We start from the raw sequence: 15,400 nt of genomic DNA on the forward strand, positions 1-15,400 counted from the left end.
ATCACACCTCGGAAACAGGGACGGAGCGTTCGTCGGATTCTGCATCTTCCGGCAATTCCGCATGCAGCGGAGAACGCAATCGGCCGCAATGGAGTTCAATCACCCGATGGTCGTTCTGTTGGTACAGGGATTGGTCATGGGTGGCAATGACAATGGTGGTGCCCTGACGGTTGAGTTGATGGAACAGGGCCATCACCCGAGCGGTGGTTTCGGCATCCAGGTTGCCGGTTGGTTCATCGGCCAGAATGATTTCCGGCGAGTTGGCGACGGCGCGGGCAATGGCAATCCGCTGCTGTTCGCCCCGCGACAGTTCTCCGGTTCGGGTGGCGTGCTTCCGGACCAGATCGAGCTGTTCGAGCAACTCCCGTGTTCGTTTTTCGATGAACGACCGGGAACGAAAAACAACCTCCATGGCAATGGCGATATTGTCGGCCACTGTCCGCTCCGGCAGCAGTTTGAAATCCTGGTAGGCCATGCCGATCTTGCGGCGGAGAAGATGGAGTTTGCGCGGCGGCAGTTTGGCGACATCGATGCCCGCCACATCGATCATCCCCTTGCTCGGTTTTTCCATCCGGCTGATCAGGCGCAACAAGGTGGTCTTGCCGGCGCCGCTCATGCCGGTGAGAAAAACAATTTCTCCCCTGCGGACCGTGAGCGAAACGTCGGTGATGGCCTGAACATCGGGGGGATAGATCTTGCTGACCTTGATCAGGTCAATCATGACATCGGGTGGAGAGGTGTCCGTGCTCATTGGTTCGCTGGTGCCATGAAAGAAAAGAGAGGTAAGGACTTGGGCTGCATGCCGCAAGGCAACGGTATCCTGCTGCTAGATGTTTTTATATTTAAAAGATTAATATTTTTAAGTCCATAGCTTTTTCTCTCCGGATGTGCAACCGAAGCATGCCCTGGCAACACGGCCTCCGGCATCGCGGTGACGGCGCAACACTATAAAATCGTTTACGATCACTGAACGACCCGGTTATAGTTGTCGCCATCCGGCTGCTCTGCAGCAATGCCGCTTCCCTTGCGTATACCGCAGCGACCACAAAAAGGAGACCTGAGTTGATGTGTTACAAGGCGGTCCTGTTTGATCTGGACGGAACCCTGCTCGATACCTTGGAGGACCTGGCCACGGCGGCCAACCGCGTTCTGGCCGTCCGCTCCCTGCCGGAGCATCCAGTGGCGGCCTATCGCTACTTTGTCGGCGATGGGGTCACGACCCTGGCAGAGCGGATCCTTCCCGAAGCCTTGCGTTCCCCGGCAATGATTGCGGAGACGGTCGAGGCTTTTCAGCGGGAATACGCCGCCAACTGGCATGATCGCACCGCCCCCTATCCCGGGATCGCGACCATGCTCGACCATTTGACGACCATCGGCATGCGGCTGTGCATTCTTTCCAACAAGCCCGACGGATTCACCCGGCTGTGCGTGGAACACCTATTGGCCGCATGGCGATTTGACCCACTTCTGGGACAGCGGCCCGACGTCCCCAAGAAACCCGATCCGGCCGCGGCACTGGAAATCGCCGCTTCCCTCGGCCTGGCGCCCGCGGAAGTGCTCTATGTGGGCGATACCGCCGTTGACATGCGCACCGCCCATGCCGCCGGCATGAACGCGGTAGGCGTGTTGTGGGGTTTTCGGGAAGCTGACGAATTGCTGGCCGCCGGCGCCTGGCGGCTGATCAGCGAACCAATGGAACTGCCGCCGCTGCTCGCCCACTCCTCCCTTCACACCCCAGGTTGATTGCCGTGCTTGCCTTTGATTCTTCCCTGTTCACCGCCTTGGCCCATCCGTGCATCGGCGCCTTTATTGGTTATCTGACCAACAAGATCGCCATCCGCATGCTGTTTCGCCCCCTGCAACCCTGGTATCTGTTTGGGGTCCAAGTGCCCATGACGCCCGGGGTCATCCCCGCCAAGCGCCATGCCCTGGCGGCAAATATCGGCGAAATGGTCGGCCGGCATCTCCTCACCAGCAAAGATATCGGCGCCGCCGTCTCGCAAGAGCCGTTTCAAGAACATCTCAAAGAATTGGTGGACCGCAAGATCAAGGAGATCTTCCAGCAAGACCTCGGTTCCCTTCAGGACGTCATCCCCCGCCGCTTCAAGGCCTATTTCAAGGTCGGGATCAAGACGCTGAAATACCAGCTGGGCGAAGGTCTCAACAGCTATCTGGCCAGTGACGACTTTGAGGAAAAATTGAGGGGAGCGATCGCCAGTCGTCTGGAAGCCTTGGCCGACCGGGAATTGAACGCCCTGCTCGACCCGCACGACCGGCGCGACATTTATCTGTTTATCGACGAGGTGCTGCGGGAGCTGTTGCAGAACGGCCGGACCGAGATCTGGCTGGGTGACTATCTGGCCGCCAGTGTACGGCAATCGGCCGCCCAGGGACGCACCCTCGGCGATCTGCTGCCGGAACAGCTGGTGCGTCTGCTCAAGGACTTCATCCACGACCATTGCGCCTCGATTTTGCGGGGAATGGGCGCGCAGGTGGCCGATCCGGTTCTTCGCGCCCAGTTGGTTGGGGGCATCGTGGCTGGGGTCGATCACTTTCTCGATGGACTCGGGCCGGTGGGCGCGATGGCCAAGGGCTTTCTCGAGATGGACACCCTGGAGCGCAAGGTGGGCGAGTATCTGGTCGACAAGGAGGAGGACTTGATCGCCTGGCTGCAAAATGCCGAGGTCCAGGAGCGGATGGCCATGGTGTTGGAGCAACAGGTTGACAGCCTGTTGCAGAAACCGCTCGCGGAACTGGTGGCCAGGGGCGACGGGCAACGATTGACGGCCATCTGCCATCAATGCGCGGCGCAGTTGCTGGGCGTTTTCAAAACCGAGGGCACCCAGACTGGCCTCAAGGCTCTGTTGCATGTCAGCCTGGAGGATCTGTTCGATGACGGGCGAAGGCCACTGGGCGATCTGGGGCAGCAGTTCTTTCCGGAGGACAATGGCGAGAAACTTCGCGAGGTGTTCATCCGGGAATGTGTCGCCCTCTGTCGATCGCACAAGAGCGCGCAATTGGCCAATACCATGCTCAAGTCGATGGTCGACAACCTGCTGGAGCGTCCGATCGGCAGACTGTACGACCTGGTCCCCCATGGAATCCGTCAGGGAATCAACGAATATGTGATTCTCCTTGCCAATCGCATGCTGCTCAAGGAGGTGCCCGGTCTGGTGGATTCCCTGAATATCCAGCGGATGGTCACTGAAAAAATCGACACCCTCGATTTGCTGCAACTCGAACGGCTGCTGCTGTCGATCATGGAGGAGCAGTTCAAATACATCAACCTGTTCGGGGCGCTCCTGGGTTTTTTCCTTGGCTTGATCAACCTGGTCTTGGTGGAATTTTTCTAACAGCATCGCACTGTGTCCGATCCTCCGGTACGGTCGTGAGGGATCGTTTTTTCGCGCGCACAAAAAAAGCCCCGCGCCTAATGGCGCAGGGCTTTTTTTAACGGTCCCCGGTTTCGTGAGCGATCAAGGGGTCATGGGGTGCAGTTCCACCCGCCGGTTTTTCTGCTTGCCCGCGGCGGTGGCGTTGTCGGCAATGGGATTTTCCTTGCCGTACCCCTTGGCGGTCAGCTGCGCGCGCGCGACCCCCTTGGTCTGCAAATAGTCGACCACGCTTTGGGCGCGTTGGGCACTCAGATCCAGATTTTTTTTCGGATCGCCGGCGGAATCGGTGTAGCCGGCCACCTCTACCCGCATCTGCGGGACGTGGGCGAGGGCAGCGGCGACGGTGTCCAGATTTTTGCGTGATTCCTGGGTGAAGACAGCGGTCCCCGAGGCGAAGTTCACCCCCTGGAGGATGATGCCTTTGCCAGCCGGGCATCCCAGGCCGTTAACGGGGCTGCCGGCAGGTGATCCGGGGCAGAGGTCTGCGGCGTCGGCGACGCCATCCTTGTCCTGATCGTCGGCTGCCGGCGTTGCGGCGGTTAGCGGGGCAACCGCCTCGGGTTGCGGCTGCGCCTTGAGCTGTTCCAGTTGTTTGCGCAACTCGGCGATGGTCGTTTGGCTGGCGGTGAGCGATTGCTGCAATCCGTCCTTTTCCGCCTGCAACGCCTGTGTTTTGCTCTCGGCGGCTTGAGCGTTTTCGGTCAGACTTTTTTTCATCTGCGCCGATGCCGCTTCCATCTGGGCGAGTTGATCACGCAGGGTGGCGATCTGCTGGTTGAGGGTGGGGACGAGATCCTGCTGCGCCTGTTTCTGGGCGGCGGCCAGTTGGTCTTCCAGGGCCTTGACCTTGCGGCTGTTTTCGCTCTGGGATGCACTCAGCTGCTGTACCGTTGCTTCGGCCTTTGCCGCCCGCTGCTCGGCCGCCTGCCTACCGGTCTGGGTTTCGGTCAGTTTGGCTTCCAGGGCGGCAATCTGCTGACCAGCCGCTGCCATTTCCTTGATTTTGGCCTCGGCCTGAGCCAAGGCAGCCGTCTTCTCATCAAGGGCCTTTTTCATGCCGTCAAGGTCTTGAACCTTTGCCTGGGCGGCGGCCAGCTGGCCGGTGAGGTCGGCCTTGATGCTCTCCAATTGTTTGACGGTGGTCTTGGTGGTATCAAACTGGGTGGTCAACTGGCTCAACTTACCCTGGAGGTTGGTCAACTCCTCACCCTGCTTGGCGGCTTTGGCCAGGGCAGCGGTTTTTTCCTCCACGGACTTGGTCAGTTCGGCGGTTTTGACGCGGAGGGCCGCCAACTGTTCCAACTCGGCCTTGGCTTTGCTCAAGGCTGCGGACTGCTCGTCAAAGGCGGTCTTGAGCGCCAGGAGATTTTTCTGATCCGCCTGCATGGCTGTCAGCCGACTGGCCAGACCGAGTTTCTCGTCGTTGAGCGCGGTCACCTTGGCGGCCAATTCCTTGAGCTGTGCCTGTGACCCCTTGAGCACGGTTTCCTTGTTATCGAGCTGTTGCTGTAGAGCCTCTTTGCTTTTCACTGTGGCGGCCAAGGTTTTTTCCGTTTCCGTCAAGGCGGCGCGAAGCGTTTTCTCTGCGGCTTCAAAAGTCGAAGCCTTCTGCTTGGCCTCGGCGGCCTCGGCCCTGGAGGCGTTCAATTCCTTGACCGTCGTGGTGTTCGTCTGATCAAGATCAGCCACCTGCTTGTCCAGGGCTGCAATCCGAGCGGCGGATTCCTGTTTGAGCCGCTCCAATTCCTTGCCTCGTTCATCCAGGAGGGCTTGCACCTTGGCCAGGGCCTGCGGGTGTGCCGCCACTTCCTGTTTAAGCGCTTGAATCGAGTCGAGCGCTTCGTTCAAAGCAGCGGTCTTTTCCTGGACGATCTTGCCCTGCGCCATTTTCTGCTCTTTAAGCAGAGCAATCTGCTGTTCCTTTTCGGTGATGGATTGCTGCAGGGCGTTGCTCTTGTCCTCGGCGGCTTTCTGCTGGGTCATGGCCACCTGCAACCGGTTGGCATTCTCCGCCAACTGGGTCTTGAGTTTGTCGGCCTCGCCGGTTTGCTCCTGGATCTGTTGCTGCAGGCTTTGAATCTGCGCCTCCTTGTCCTTGATGAACTGTTGCGCCTTGGCCGTATCGCCCTTGGCGGTTTCCAGTTGAGCCGTTGTTTCGGCCAGGTGGGTTTTCAGGCGGTCACCCTCGGCCTGCCGCTCCTGGAGCTGTTGCTGGGTGGTATGGAGAATACCTTCTTTTTCTTGGAGAAGTTGTTCCGCCTTTTTTCCGGAAGCTTGCAATTGGGCGATGGTTTCATTGAGGGCCGCCATGCCGGTTTTGGCTTGGGTCAACTCGCCGGCCAGTTGCTCCTTTTCGGCCGCGACCCCCTTCAGTGTAGTCATCTCGCCGTTTTGCTGTTCAATTTTCTGGCGCAGGCTCTGTACCAGAGATTCGTTTTCTCCAAGGACCTGCTGCTGTTTTGCGTGGTCGGTTTGCAGGGCATGCAAGGTCTGCTGCAGCTGGGCCAGGGCGTTTTTGGTGCCGGTCAACTCGGCGGCCAGCCGTTCCTTGTCGGCGGCCAGTGCTTTGAGCGCCTCGGCGTTCTTCTGCAACTCTTGCTTCATGGCGCTGACCTCCTCGCTTGCCTCCTTGGCTGTGGTTTGTTGCTCCAAGGTGGCCTTGCGGGTCAGCAGATTTTTCTGATCTTCCTGCATGGCCGCGAGCTGACTGGCCAAGCCGAGTTTTTCGTCATTGAGCGTGGTGACCTTCGCGGTCAGCTCATTGAGCTGATGCTGCAAAAGACCCTTGCTCTCCATGGCTGCGGTCAATGATTGTTCGGTCTTGGCCAAGGCGGCTCGAAGAGGTTCCTGCGCGGCTTCGAGCGCGGCGGCTTTTTTCTTGGCCTCGGCGGCCTCGGTTTTGTAGGTGTCCAGCTCTTTCACCGCCTGTTCCCGCTCGGCGAGTTGTTTGCCCAACTCTGCGATGCGTTCCGCTGAAGCCTGTTTGAGGTGCTCCAACTCCGCGTTGCGTTCATCGAGAAGTTGTTGCACCGTGGCCACGGCCTGGGGTTGGGCTGCCACTTCCTGTTTGAGCGAGCGGATGGAAAAGATCGACTCATTCAAGGCGGCCGTCTTTTCCTGGGCGATTTTTTCCTGCTCTTTCTTCTGCTCGGTCAGCAAGGCGATCTGTTGTTCTTTCTCGGTGATGGCCTGATCGAGGGCCTTGATCTTGTCCACGGCCTTTTTTTCTTCGGCTTGAGCAGAGTGCAGCCGGTTGGCATTGTCCACCAGCTGGGCCTTGAGGTTGTCAGCTTCACTGATTTGCGCCTGAATCTGTTGCTGCAGGCTCTGGACCTGCGCCTCCTTTTCCTTGATCAACTGCTGCCCCTTCTCCTGGTCAGCCTTGGCTGCCTCCAACAATGCGGTGGCTTGGGTCAACTGCGATTTCAGGCTGGTGTTCTCGTTGAGCTGATCCTGGATCCGCTGTTGCGCATCGCGCAATGCAGCTTCTTTGTCGCCGACCGCCTGCCGCAGTTCGGCCACGGCAGCCTTGGTGGCGGCGAGTTCGGCGTCCAGGCGCGACTTTTCGGTGTGCAGCTTTTTCAGCGCCTCATCCTTGGTCGCCGCATCCGCGTTGCCCGTTTCCGCCTCGGCCAACAGTTTGCGATAGTCGGCGGCAACCGTTGCCTGGGCATTGAGCAGTTCTTGAATCCGTTGATCCTTGGTGCCGATTGTCTCCTGCAGCTTCTGCAGTTCCTCTTCAAGGGACGGTTGCGGCTGCACGGTCAACCCGACTGGAGCCGATTCTGTCTCCTGTTTCTGATGGGGGACGGCCTGCTTGTCGCTGTGCTGCGCCTGCTGAACCGTGGCTGGGGCAGGGGTGGCTGCCTCGGGGCCCGATTCGGGGGGAGTTGTTTCCACGTGTGGAGCAACCGGTTGCGCGGCGGGCTGGCCGTGAGGCGCTGCTATCGGGGCAGGCTCCCGAGAAATCGAGGTTTCCTTAATCATCTTGCTGTTATAGTTGGCGAGTACGATGTATACCGCAACGCCGGCAAGGGACAGGAGGATCAGACGGATTTTCATGGTGTGTGTGCTGTGGTTGAGGTCAAAGAAGGGAAAAGGGACAGGGTTTCATGGACAAGGTTGGAGAATCAGGGTTGCCAGCGGCGGCAAGGTCAGGGACAAACTCTGCGCAAAGGTATGACTGGCCACGGGCTGGGCGATCAGATCGGTGCCGTTGGCAACACCGCTGCCGCCGTAAATGTGCAGATCGGAATTGATCAGCTCGCGGTACGGTCCAGCCGTGGGGACACCGATGCGGTAGTCGGTGCGCACCACCGGGGTGAAATTGCAGACAACCACGACAAAATCGTCGGCCTGCTTGGCATAACGGACAAAAGAGAAGACGGCGTTGTCGGAATCATTGGCATCGATCCATCGGAAACCGCTCCAGTCGAAATCGACCTCATGCAGGGCGGCGGTGTGCTGATAGACCAAGTTGAGATCGCGTACCAGCCGTTGCAGTCCCTGATGCCGGGGAGCGGTCAGGGCTTGCCATTCCAATCCGGTATCGTGGTTCCATTCCTGCCATTGACCGAACTCGCAGCCCATGAACAGCAGCTTCTTGCCCGAATACCCCCACATGAACCCGAAATAAGCGCGCAGGTTGGCGAACTTCTGCCACTCGTCGCCACTCATCTTGTTCAGCAGGGACCCCTTGCCATGGACCACCTCGTCGTGGCTGAGCGGCAGGACAAAATTTTCGTGGAAAGCATAGAGCATGCCAAAGGTCATCTGGTTGTGATGGAAGCGCCGGAACAGCGGATCCTTGGCCATGTAGCTCAGGGTGTCGTGCATCCAGCCCATGTTCCACTTGAGGCTGAAGCCAAGACCGCCGAGATAGGTGGGGCGGCTGACCATGGGCCAGGAGGTCGATTCCTCGGCAATGGTCAACACACCGGGAAAGATGCCGTGCACCACCTCGTTGACCTTGCGCAGGAAACTGATGGCCGCCAGATTTTCCCGGCCGCCGTATTCATTGGGAATCCATTGCCCCTCCTCGCGGGAATAGTCGAGATAGAGCATGGAGGCCACCGCATCGACCCGCAGACCGTCGATATGATATTTGTCGATCCAGAACAGGGCGTTGGAGATGAGAAAGGAGCGAACTTCGTTGCGGCTGTAGTTGAAAATCAGGGTACCCCAGTCCTGATGTTCGCCCTGCAGGGGATTGGCGTGGGCATAGAGTTGGGTGCCGTCAAAGTTGTTGAGGCCGGCGCCATCCTTGGGGAAGTGAGCCGGCACCCAGTCGAGAATCACCCCCAGACCGGCGGCATGACACTGATCGATGAAGAACATGAAGTCCTCGGGGGTGCCGAAGCGGGAGGTCGGAGCGTAAAAGCCGAGGACCTGATACCCCCAGGAGCCGTCAAAGGGGTGTTCGGCAATCGGCAACAGCTCGATATGGGTGTAGCCCATCTCCTTGACATAGGGGATGAGGGTATCCGCCAATTCGCGGTAGGTGAGATATCGTTGGCCCCATTGGGGATCGGCTTCCCGCCGCCAGGAGCCAAGATGGACTTCATAGATGGAGATCGGTCTGTCCAAGGCCTGGTGCCGTTGGCGGGCCGCGATCCATTCGCCGTCCTGCCACGGGTAGCCATCCAGCCGTGCGACCACCGAGCCGGTGCGCGGCCGCTCCTCCATGGCAAAGCCGAAGGGGTCGGCCTTGTCCAGCTGATCGTTGTTATGGGTGGTGAGGTGGTATTTGTAGACCGTGAACTCGTGGAGCGCGGGGATGAACAGGGTCCAGATGCCTGTGTCGGAGGAATGCATCGGGTGGCGGGTCGGGTCCCAGTCGTTGAAGTCGCCGATCACCGACACTTGGCGGGCGTTCGGGGCCCAGACCGCGAAGACCACGCCGTCGCTCCCGTCGAAACGGACCAGATGCGCCCCCAATTTCTCATAGGCCCGCTCGTGGGTGCCTTCGCTGATCAAATAACGGTCGAAGTTGCTCAGCCAATCCGCCGGAACTGCCCTTCCGGCTGGGATTTCGCGCTTCATGGGGTGTATGAGCCTCTTGAGGAGATCAATAGATGCAAAACGAGGTTCAATGTACCGTATCAACCGCTGAATGTCATGGAGAAAGAGCAGTTTTGTCGCTGTTGCGGCATGTGGCGGGGCCCAAAGAGGGTGGTCAGCGGCAGAGGTGGAGGATGGCGGCCACCCGCTCGGGAGGATAATCCCGCAAACGCCAGATTCGCGCTAATCCACGGGTGTTGTCGGCAATCCGGGGAATGTCGCGTGCCGGGATGCCCAGATCGGCGAGGGTGGTCGGTGCGCGCACCCGGTGCAGCCATTCCTGCAAGCAGAGGGAGGTCTGGGCGGCAATGGATGCGGCTTGTTCCCCGTCCGGAAGACGGAAGAGCCGTCTGCCCAGTTCGGCGATCCGCCGCGCATACAAGTCGTGGTGGGCCCGCAGCCAACCGAGCATGACCACCGCCAGACCCGCGCCGTGGGGCACATTGTACAGGGCGCTGAGCGAATGTTCGATCAGGTGCATGGGAAAGCCGACCCGTCCCAGGCCGGCGGCGGTCAATCCGTTGAGGGCCAGAGTGGCGGTCCACATCAGGTTGGCGCGGCCGTTGTAGTCGCATGGATCGTCCATGCAGCGCAGGCAGGCCGTCATGGCATTGTCGATCAGCCCTTCCATCAGCCGATCCTGCACCGGGGAGTCCGGGTCGGATGCGGTCAGGTAGAATTCGAGCACGTGGCTGATGGCATCCACCGCTCCATAAACCGTGTAGTCCACGGGCACGGTGAAGGTGGTTTCCGGATCGAGGATCGAGGTCTTGGGGAAGAGCAAGCGGTGGCCAAAACCGAATTTTTCCCTGGTTGCATCGTTGGTGAGCACCATGCCCGCATTCATCTCCGAACCGGAAGCGGCGAGCGTCAGCACGGTGGTCACCGGCAGGGTGGCCTTGATGCTCCGTTTGCCGGTGAAGAATTTCCACACATCGTGCTCGACCACGGCACCGGCACCGATGGCCTTGGCGGTGTCGATCACCGAACCGCCGCCCGCGGCCACGATCACCTCGCTGCCGTGGGTCTTGGCCAGGGCAATACCCTCGCGGACATGGGAGAGCAGGGGATTGGAACAGGTGCCGCCGAACTCGATCAGCTCAAGGCCCGCTTCCCGCAGGCTGTTGACGATCCGGGCGTGCAGGCCGCTGCGTTTAAGGCTGGTCTGACCGTAGACCAACAGGGCCCGCCTGCCCCATGCCCTGGTTTCGGAACCGATGGCGTTGACCGTATCGCGGCCAAACAAAATCTTGGTGGGGTTGTGAAAGACGAAATTGTGCATGGCGGCGGGGTCATCGGTCCATGCGGTTGAGCAGATGTTTCTGCCGCCTCTTTTCCCGTACCGCGGCGAAAAACCGAAAGACCAGCACATAGGTGAGCAGCCCGGACGGAAGGGCGAGCACCAGGCCGCCGGCCATCATCACCAGCAAGGCGTCAAGACCCAAGGCACGAAGAACGTCTAGGCTGTCCAAGATCCCTTCCCGCTTGATCATGTCCAGCGTTGCCAGAATTTTTTCCCAGCTGAGACGTCCCGGTAGAAAAAAATCGCCGATCTTCCAGGCCGCGTAGTATTGGGGGACAAAGGTCAACGGATTGCTGACCACATTGGCCGCGAGGATGCCGGCGATCGGGTTGACACGCAGGGGCAGGGTCAAGCCGAGGATGAGAATATTGTGCAACGGCAGTGTCGGGGTCGCGCCGACCGCGGTGCCGATAGCCGCTCCCAGGGCAAGGGAGCGGGGGGATCCCTGCAATCGTTTGAACCGAATGAAATAAAAGCGGGCGGTACGTTTGATGCTCATGTTCGGTGAAAGAAGTCCAATGGTCGTGGTGATGGCACCGGGGCACGGTAGGGGCTGATGCCGGAGCAGGTGTAGGTCCTGTCTGCCCCGATTTACCAATACTGCCAAAAACCGGTGAAATAGACAAAACAGGCCAGGCCGATGTTGGTGGCCGCATGGGCGGTAATGCAGGCGATCAGATCCTTGCGGTTGACCCATAACAGGGACATGAGCAGTCCGTAGGCCACGGCCGCCGGCCATTCGTGCATGGCATGGCCGGAAGTAAAGGCCAGCACCGAGAGGAGGACCGCTGGCCAGGACCAGGCGCCGGGTTCGATTTCGTTAACGGTCCGGTGATCCAGCGCCGTGTGCAGGGGCTCGGCTCGCCTTTCTTTTCTGGCACGATCCCACTGCAGGGCCAGGCGAAAGAGAAAGCCGCGCATCATCAATTCCTCGAAAAGCGGGACGATCAGGCCCGCGCTGAGCAAACGTAGGAAAAAGGCCTGCGGGGTCCAGGGAGAGGCCTCGGCGGGCGAGGTGAAAGGGGTCAGGAGCGCCAGCCATCCAAGCAGGCCGAGCAGTCCGCCCGCCAAGCCGACCAGAATGGAGCCACGCAAGGAGCGGGGGCCGCGGAGGGGACAATACCACCGCCAGCCCCAAAACAAGAGCAGAGGAACGACAATCAGCCGCAACAAATAGTTGACCTCCATCGACAGGGCGGTCGAGGGGAGGGAGGCAATACCCACATAAGCCAGATAGGGGGCCGCATAGGGCAGGATCAGCTGGCGGTTGGTGATCATACGGACTCCGAGGGGCCAGCCTCAGGCGGTGGGCGGCTGTTCCGGGGTATCTTGCGCGGCCTTGATCGCCTCTGTTTTTTCCCGTTTATGGGTGCGGACGAAATCGATCGCCGCCCAGAGCAGCAATACTCCGCTGGCGATACGATTGAACAGCTGATGCTTCATCATCTCCGGGTCGGTGGTCAGCCAGCCATCGTAGAAACACCACAGGCCGAACCCGGCGAGAAGGACGGGGAAGACATAGGGGCTGATTTGAGGCGGTGCGGGTTTACGGTTACTCATGATGCTGCTCCTGGTGCGTTGTGGTGGGCGGGAGAAGGTGAGGAGAAAGCGATGCAAGGGCCTTGCTGAGTTCACGGGTCAAGGTGACGAATTGCTCCAGCGACAGGGTTTCCGCGCGGTCCGACGGCGATACTCCCGCTGCGAGGATGGCCTCGGCCAATTTTTCCTTCTCGTCCAGCACGCGGGCGGCGGCCAGACCATTGAGCAGGGTCTTGCGGCGCTGGCCAAAGGCGGCGTGGACAATGCGGGTGAAGAGTTTGCGGTCAAACGCGCCCAGATCCTGCACCCGTTTGGGGCGTGGATGAAAGTCAATACGGATCACCAGGGAGTCGACCTTGGGCCGGGGATGAAATTCCGCCGGGTTGACGGCGAGCAGCGGCCGAACCTCGGCGCAGGCGGCGAGCAGCACCGTGGGCGCCCCGTATTCCTTGCTGCCGGGCTGGGCCATCAGCCGCTGGGCCACCTCTTTTTGCAGCATGACCACGGCAAAATCCATCAGTTCGGCCTGGTCGATCAGGCGGAAGAGAAAGGGACTGGAGATCGAGTAGGGCAAGTTGGCGACAATCTTCAACCGTTTGCCCGGTTCGACCAGGGGGGCAAAATCGACCTTGAGCACGTCGGCATGGACCAACTCGACATTGGCGGGCAGGTCCTGCTGTTCCTGATGGAACCGGATGATGCCCGAATCGGCTTCCAGGCCGATCACCTTGGCGACGGCGGCGGCCAAGGGACGGGTCAGCGCGCCCAGGCCGACTCCGACCTCGATCACCTGATCGTCGGGCTGCAGGCCGGCCAGATCGACGATCCGCCGGGGCGTGCGTTCATGGACCAGGAAGTTCTGCCCCAGTTTTTTGTGCGGAGCCAGGCCTTGGCGTTTGAGGAGCTGTTTGGTCGGTTGGTGCGTCATGGGCGGTCAGTTGAGGGGAGAACGGGAATAGGCGTCGGCGTCGGCATCGAGGAGATGGCCGCCGAGGAACCGGTAGTAGCCGGCCACCGCCACCATGGCGGCGTTGTCGGTGCAGTAGACCGGTGAGGGCATGAACAGCTCCAGACCGTGTGCGTCGCATCGTTGGGCGAGCGCGTTTCGCAGCCTGGGGTTGGCCGCCACGCCGCCGCCGATGACGATCCGTTGATGCCCGGTCCGTTCGGCCGCGGCCAGGGTTTTGTCGACCAGGACATCGACCACCGCCTCCTGAAACGAGGCGCAGATATCCGGGATGGGCAGCGGTGCGCCGTTGCGCCGCAGGCTGTCCACCTGGGAGGCCACCGAGGTCTTGAGGCCGCTGAAACTGAAGTCGAGGCTGTGTTCGCCCAGGCGGGCCCGGGGAAAGGCGATGGCCGTCGGGTCACCGTCCGCGGCCAGGCGGCTGATCACCGGTCCGCCTGGGTAGCCAAGCCCCAGCAGTTTGGCCACTTTGTCAAAGGCCTCGCCGGCGGCATCGTCGCGGGTACAGCCCAACCGGGTGAAGCTAAGTGGGTCCTCGACCGCAAAGAGCGAGGTGTTGCCGCCGGAGACGATCAGGGCCGTATAGGGGAAGGCGGGTTGCCGCTCCTCCAGCAGACAGGAGAGCAAATGAGCGGCCATGTGGTCGACGCCGACACAGGGCAGGCCGCGCACCAGGGCCAGTCCCTTGGCAAAGGTAAAACCGACCAGCAGCGAGCCGACCAATCCAGGTCCCTGGGTAGTAGCAATGAGATCGATATCAGTCAGATCGACTCCGGCCTGGTGCAGCGCCTCATCGACCACCGGCTGGATCATTTCAATGTGCCGGCGGGAAGCCAGCTCGGGAACAATGCCGCCAAAACGGGCATGGATCTCGTTCTGACTGCTGATGATCGAGGAGAGGACCCGGTTTTCGGGTTGGACAACGGCCGCCGCCGTATCGTCGCACGAGCTTTCAATGGCAAGGATAAGCATGGGCCGCTGGTTGCAATCAGTCCTTTTCGGTGGTATCAGTAGGAATCAGTCGTCGGTTGCCGTTGGTTTCGATGGCCGGCAACCTGTTTCCGCCGTCAGCACCATACACAATGATACAAGAAAATACCACCGTTGCCCCACCAGGAAACAGCCTTACCGATCTGTTTTCCCGCTCCATTTCCTATTTGCGTCTCAGCCTCACCGACCGCTGCAACCTCAGGTGCATGTATTGCGTCACCGAGGACGAGTCCTCCGGCTGCCTGGCCAAGCTCGGCCAGGAGGAACTGCTCACCTACGAGGAACTGCTGCGGGTGGTCCGGGTGGCAGTGGCCATGGGCATCACCAAGGTGCGGCTCACCGGCGGCGAGCCGCTGGTGCGTCGAGGCGTGCTGGATTTTATCCGCGAACTCAATCGGATCGAAGGGTTGGACGATGTGCGTATCACCACCAATGGCGTATTGCTGGCACAGTATGGGCGGGAATTGCTGGAGGCCGGCGTGACCAAGGTAAACATCAGCCTCGATTCCCTGCGACCCGAGCGGGTGGCGGCGATCACCGGAATCGACTGTTTTGACGCGGTCTGGCGGGGGGTGGAGACGGTGCTTGCTTTGGGCTTTGCACCGGTCAAGCTCAACATGGTGGCCATGCGCCACATCAATGACGACGAGATCCTCGATTTTGCCCGTATGTCCCAGCGGCTGCCGCTGCAGGTGCGGTTCATCGAGTTCATGCCCATCGGCGCCTCCAGCCGCTGGAACGCCAACACCTACATCAGCACCGACGAGATCATGGAACGGATCGGGACGCTGGGCGAACTGATCCCCCTGCAGAAAGGGCGCAATGACGGCCCGGCCAAGGTCTTCCGCCTGGGCGAGGACGCGGCCGGCACCCTGGGCTTCATCAGCCCCCTGAGCCACCACTTCTGCGATCGCTGCAACCGACTGCGCCTGACCTCGGCCGGCACCCTGCGTTCCTGCCTGCTCCACGATGAGGAGGTCGATCTCCGCGCCGTGCTGCGCAATGAACCGACGGACGACTCGATCCGTGAAGCCTTGCTCACCGCCATCCGCAACAAGCCGCGCGGCCACCAGCTGGAGGAGCGGCTGCACCGTTCGGGCAGCGACTGTCACGGCCGGATGTCGCGCATCGGCGGCTGATCGGCTG

General features: G+C 60.5%; 12 protein-coding genes. 3 read left to right on the top strand and 9 right to left on the bottom strand.

The window, feature by feature from the left end; translation table 11 throughout:
* Position 1: 1 nt before the first annotated feature.
* Positions 2–751 carry a cell division ATP-binding protein FtsE gene (ftsE, locus tag DESPR_RS04810; protein WP_015723689.1) on the bottom strand — a complete coding sequence of 250 codons (750 nt, stop codon included), beginning with the start codon at positions 749–751 and terminating at the stop codon, positions 2–4.
* A gap of 314 nt (positions 752–1,065) precedes the next feature.
* On the opposite strand from ftsE, the gene DESPR_RS04815 reads away from it, so the two are divergent.
* Positions 1,066–1,743, top strand: a complete 678-nt coding sequence (locus tag DESPR_RS04815) for an HAD family hydrolase (RefSeq protein WP_015723690.1) — start codon at positions 1,066–1,068, stop codon at positions 1,741–1,743.
* A gap of 5 nt (positions 1,744–1,748) precedes the next feature.
* Positions 1,749–3,353 carry a DUF445 family protein gene (locus DESPR_RS04820; RefSeq protein ID WP_015723691.1) on the top strand — a complete coding sequence of 535 codons (1,605 nt, stop codon included), beginning with the start codon at positions 1,749–1,751 and terminating at the stop codon, positions 3,351–3,353.
* Positions 3,354–3,476: 123 nt separating this feature from the next.
* Here the strand turns inward: DESPR_RS04820 and DESPR_RS17050 are convergent, their stop codons facing one another.
* The 8 genes from DESPR_RS17050 to tsaD form a co-directional block, all read right to left on the bottom strand.
* Positions 3,477–7,457: an OmpA family protein gene (locus DESPR_RS17050; protein WP_015723692.1), complete on the bottom strand. Its 3,981-nt coding sequence runs from the start codon at positions 7,455–7,457 to the stop codon at positions 3,477–3,479.
* Positions 7,458–7,505: 48 nt separating this feature from the next.
* On the bottom strand, positions 7,506–9,437 hold the full coding sequence (gene glgB, locus DESPR_RS04830) for a 1,4-alpha-glucan branching protein GlgB (protein ID WP_015723693.1): 1,932 nt from the start codon (positions 9,435–9,437) through the stop codon (positions 7,506–7,508).
* 133 nt (positions 9,438–9,570) lie between these two features.
* Positions 9,571–10,737 carry an iron-containing alcohol dehydrogenase gene (locus DESPR_RS04835; RefSeq protein WP_015723694.1) on the bottom strand — a complete coding sequence of 389 codons (1,167 nt, stop codon included), beginning with the start codon at positions 10,735–10,737 and terminating at the stop codon, positions 9,571–9,573.
* 10 nt (positions 10,738–10,747) lie between these two features.
* Positions 10,748–11,257: a DUF2062 domain-containing protein gene (locus DESPR_RS04840; RefSeq protein ID WP_015723695.1), complete on the bottom strand. Its 510-nt coding sequence runs from the start codon at positions 11,255–11,257 to the stop codon at positions 10,748–10,750.
* A gap of 92 nt (positions 11,258–11,349) precedes the next feature.
* The gene (locus DESPR_RS04845) at positions 11,350–12,036 is read right to left on the bottom strand and encodes a CPBP family glutamic-type intramembrane protease (protein ID WP_015723696.1); all 687 of its coding nucleotides are present in this window, start codon (positions 12,034–12,036) and stop codon (positions 11,350–11,352) included.
* A gap of 21 nt (positions 12,037–12,057) precedes the next feature.
* Positions 12,058–12,318: a hypothetical protein gene (locus DESPR_RS04850; protein ID WP_015723697.1), complete on the bottom strand. Its 261-nt coding sequence runs from the start codon at positions 12,316–12,318 to the stop codon at positions 12,058–12,060.
* Positions 12,311–13,225, bottom strand: a complete 915-nt coding sequence (rsmA, locus tag DESPR_RS04855; protein ID WP_015723698.1) for a 16S rRNA (adenine(1518)-N(6)/adenine(1519)-N(6))-dimethyltransferase RsmA — start codon at positions 13,223–13,225, stop codon at positions 12,311–12,313. The genes DESPR_RS04850 and rsmA overlap by 8 nt, the downstream gene beginning before the upstream one ends.
* Positions 13,226–13,231: 6 nt before the next feature.
* Positions 13,232–14,236, bottom strand: a complete 1,005-nt coding sequence (tsaD, locus tag DESPR_RS04860; RefSeq protein WP_015723699.1) for a tRNA (adenosine(37)-N6)-threonylcarbamoyltransferase complex transferase subunit TsaD — start codon at positions 14,234–14,236, stop codon at positions 13,232–13,234.
* Between the two features lie 110 nt (positions 14,237–14,346).
* On the opposite strand from tsaD, the gene moaA reads away from it, so the two are divergent.
* On the top strand, positions 14,347–15,393 hold the full coding sequence (gene moaA / locus DESPR_RS04865) for a GTP 3',8-cyclase MoaA (protein WP_015723700.1): 1,047 nt from the start codon (positions 14,347–14,349) through the stop codon (positions 15,391–15,393).
* The last annotated feature ends 7 nt before the right edge of the window (positions 15,394–15,400 follow it).

This window comes from Desulfobulbus propionicus DSM 2032 (assembly GCF_000186885.1).
Taxonomy (GTDB): domain Bacteria; phylum Desulfobacterota; class Desulfobulbia; order Desulfobulbales; family Desulfobulbaceae; genus Desulfobulbus; species Desulfobulbus propionicus.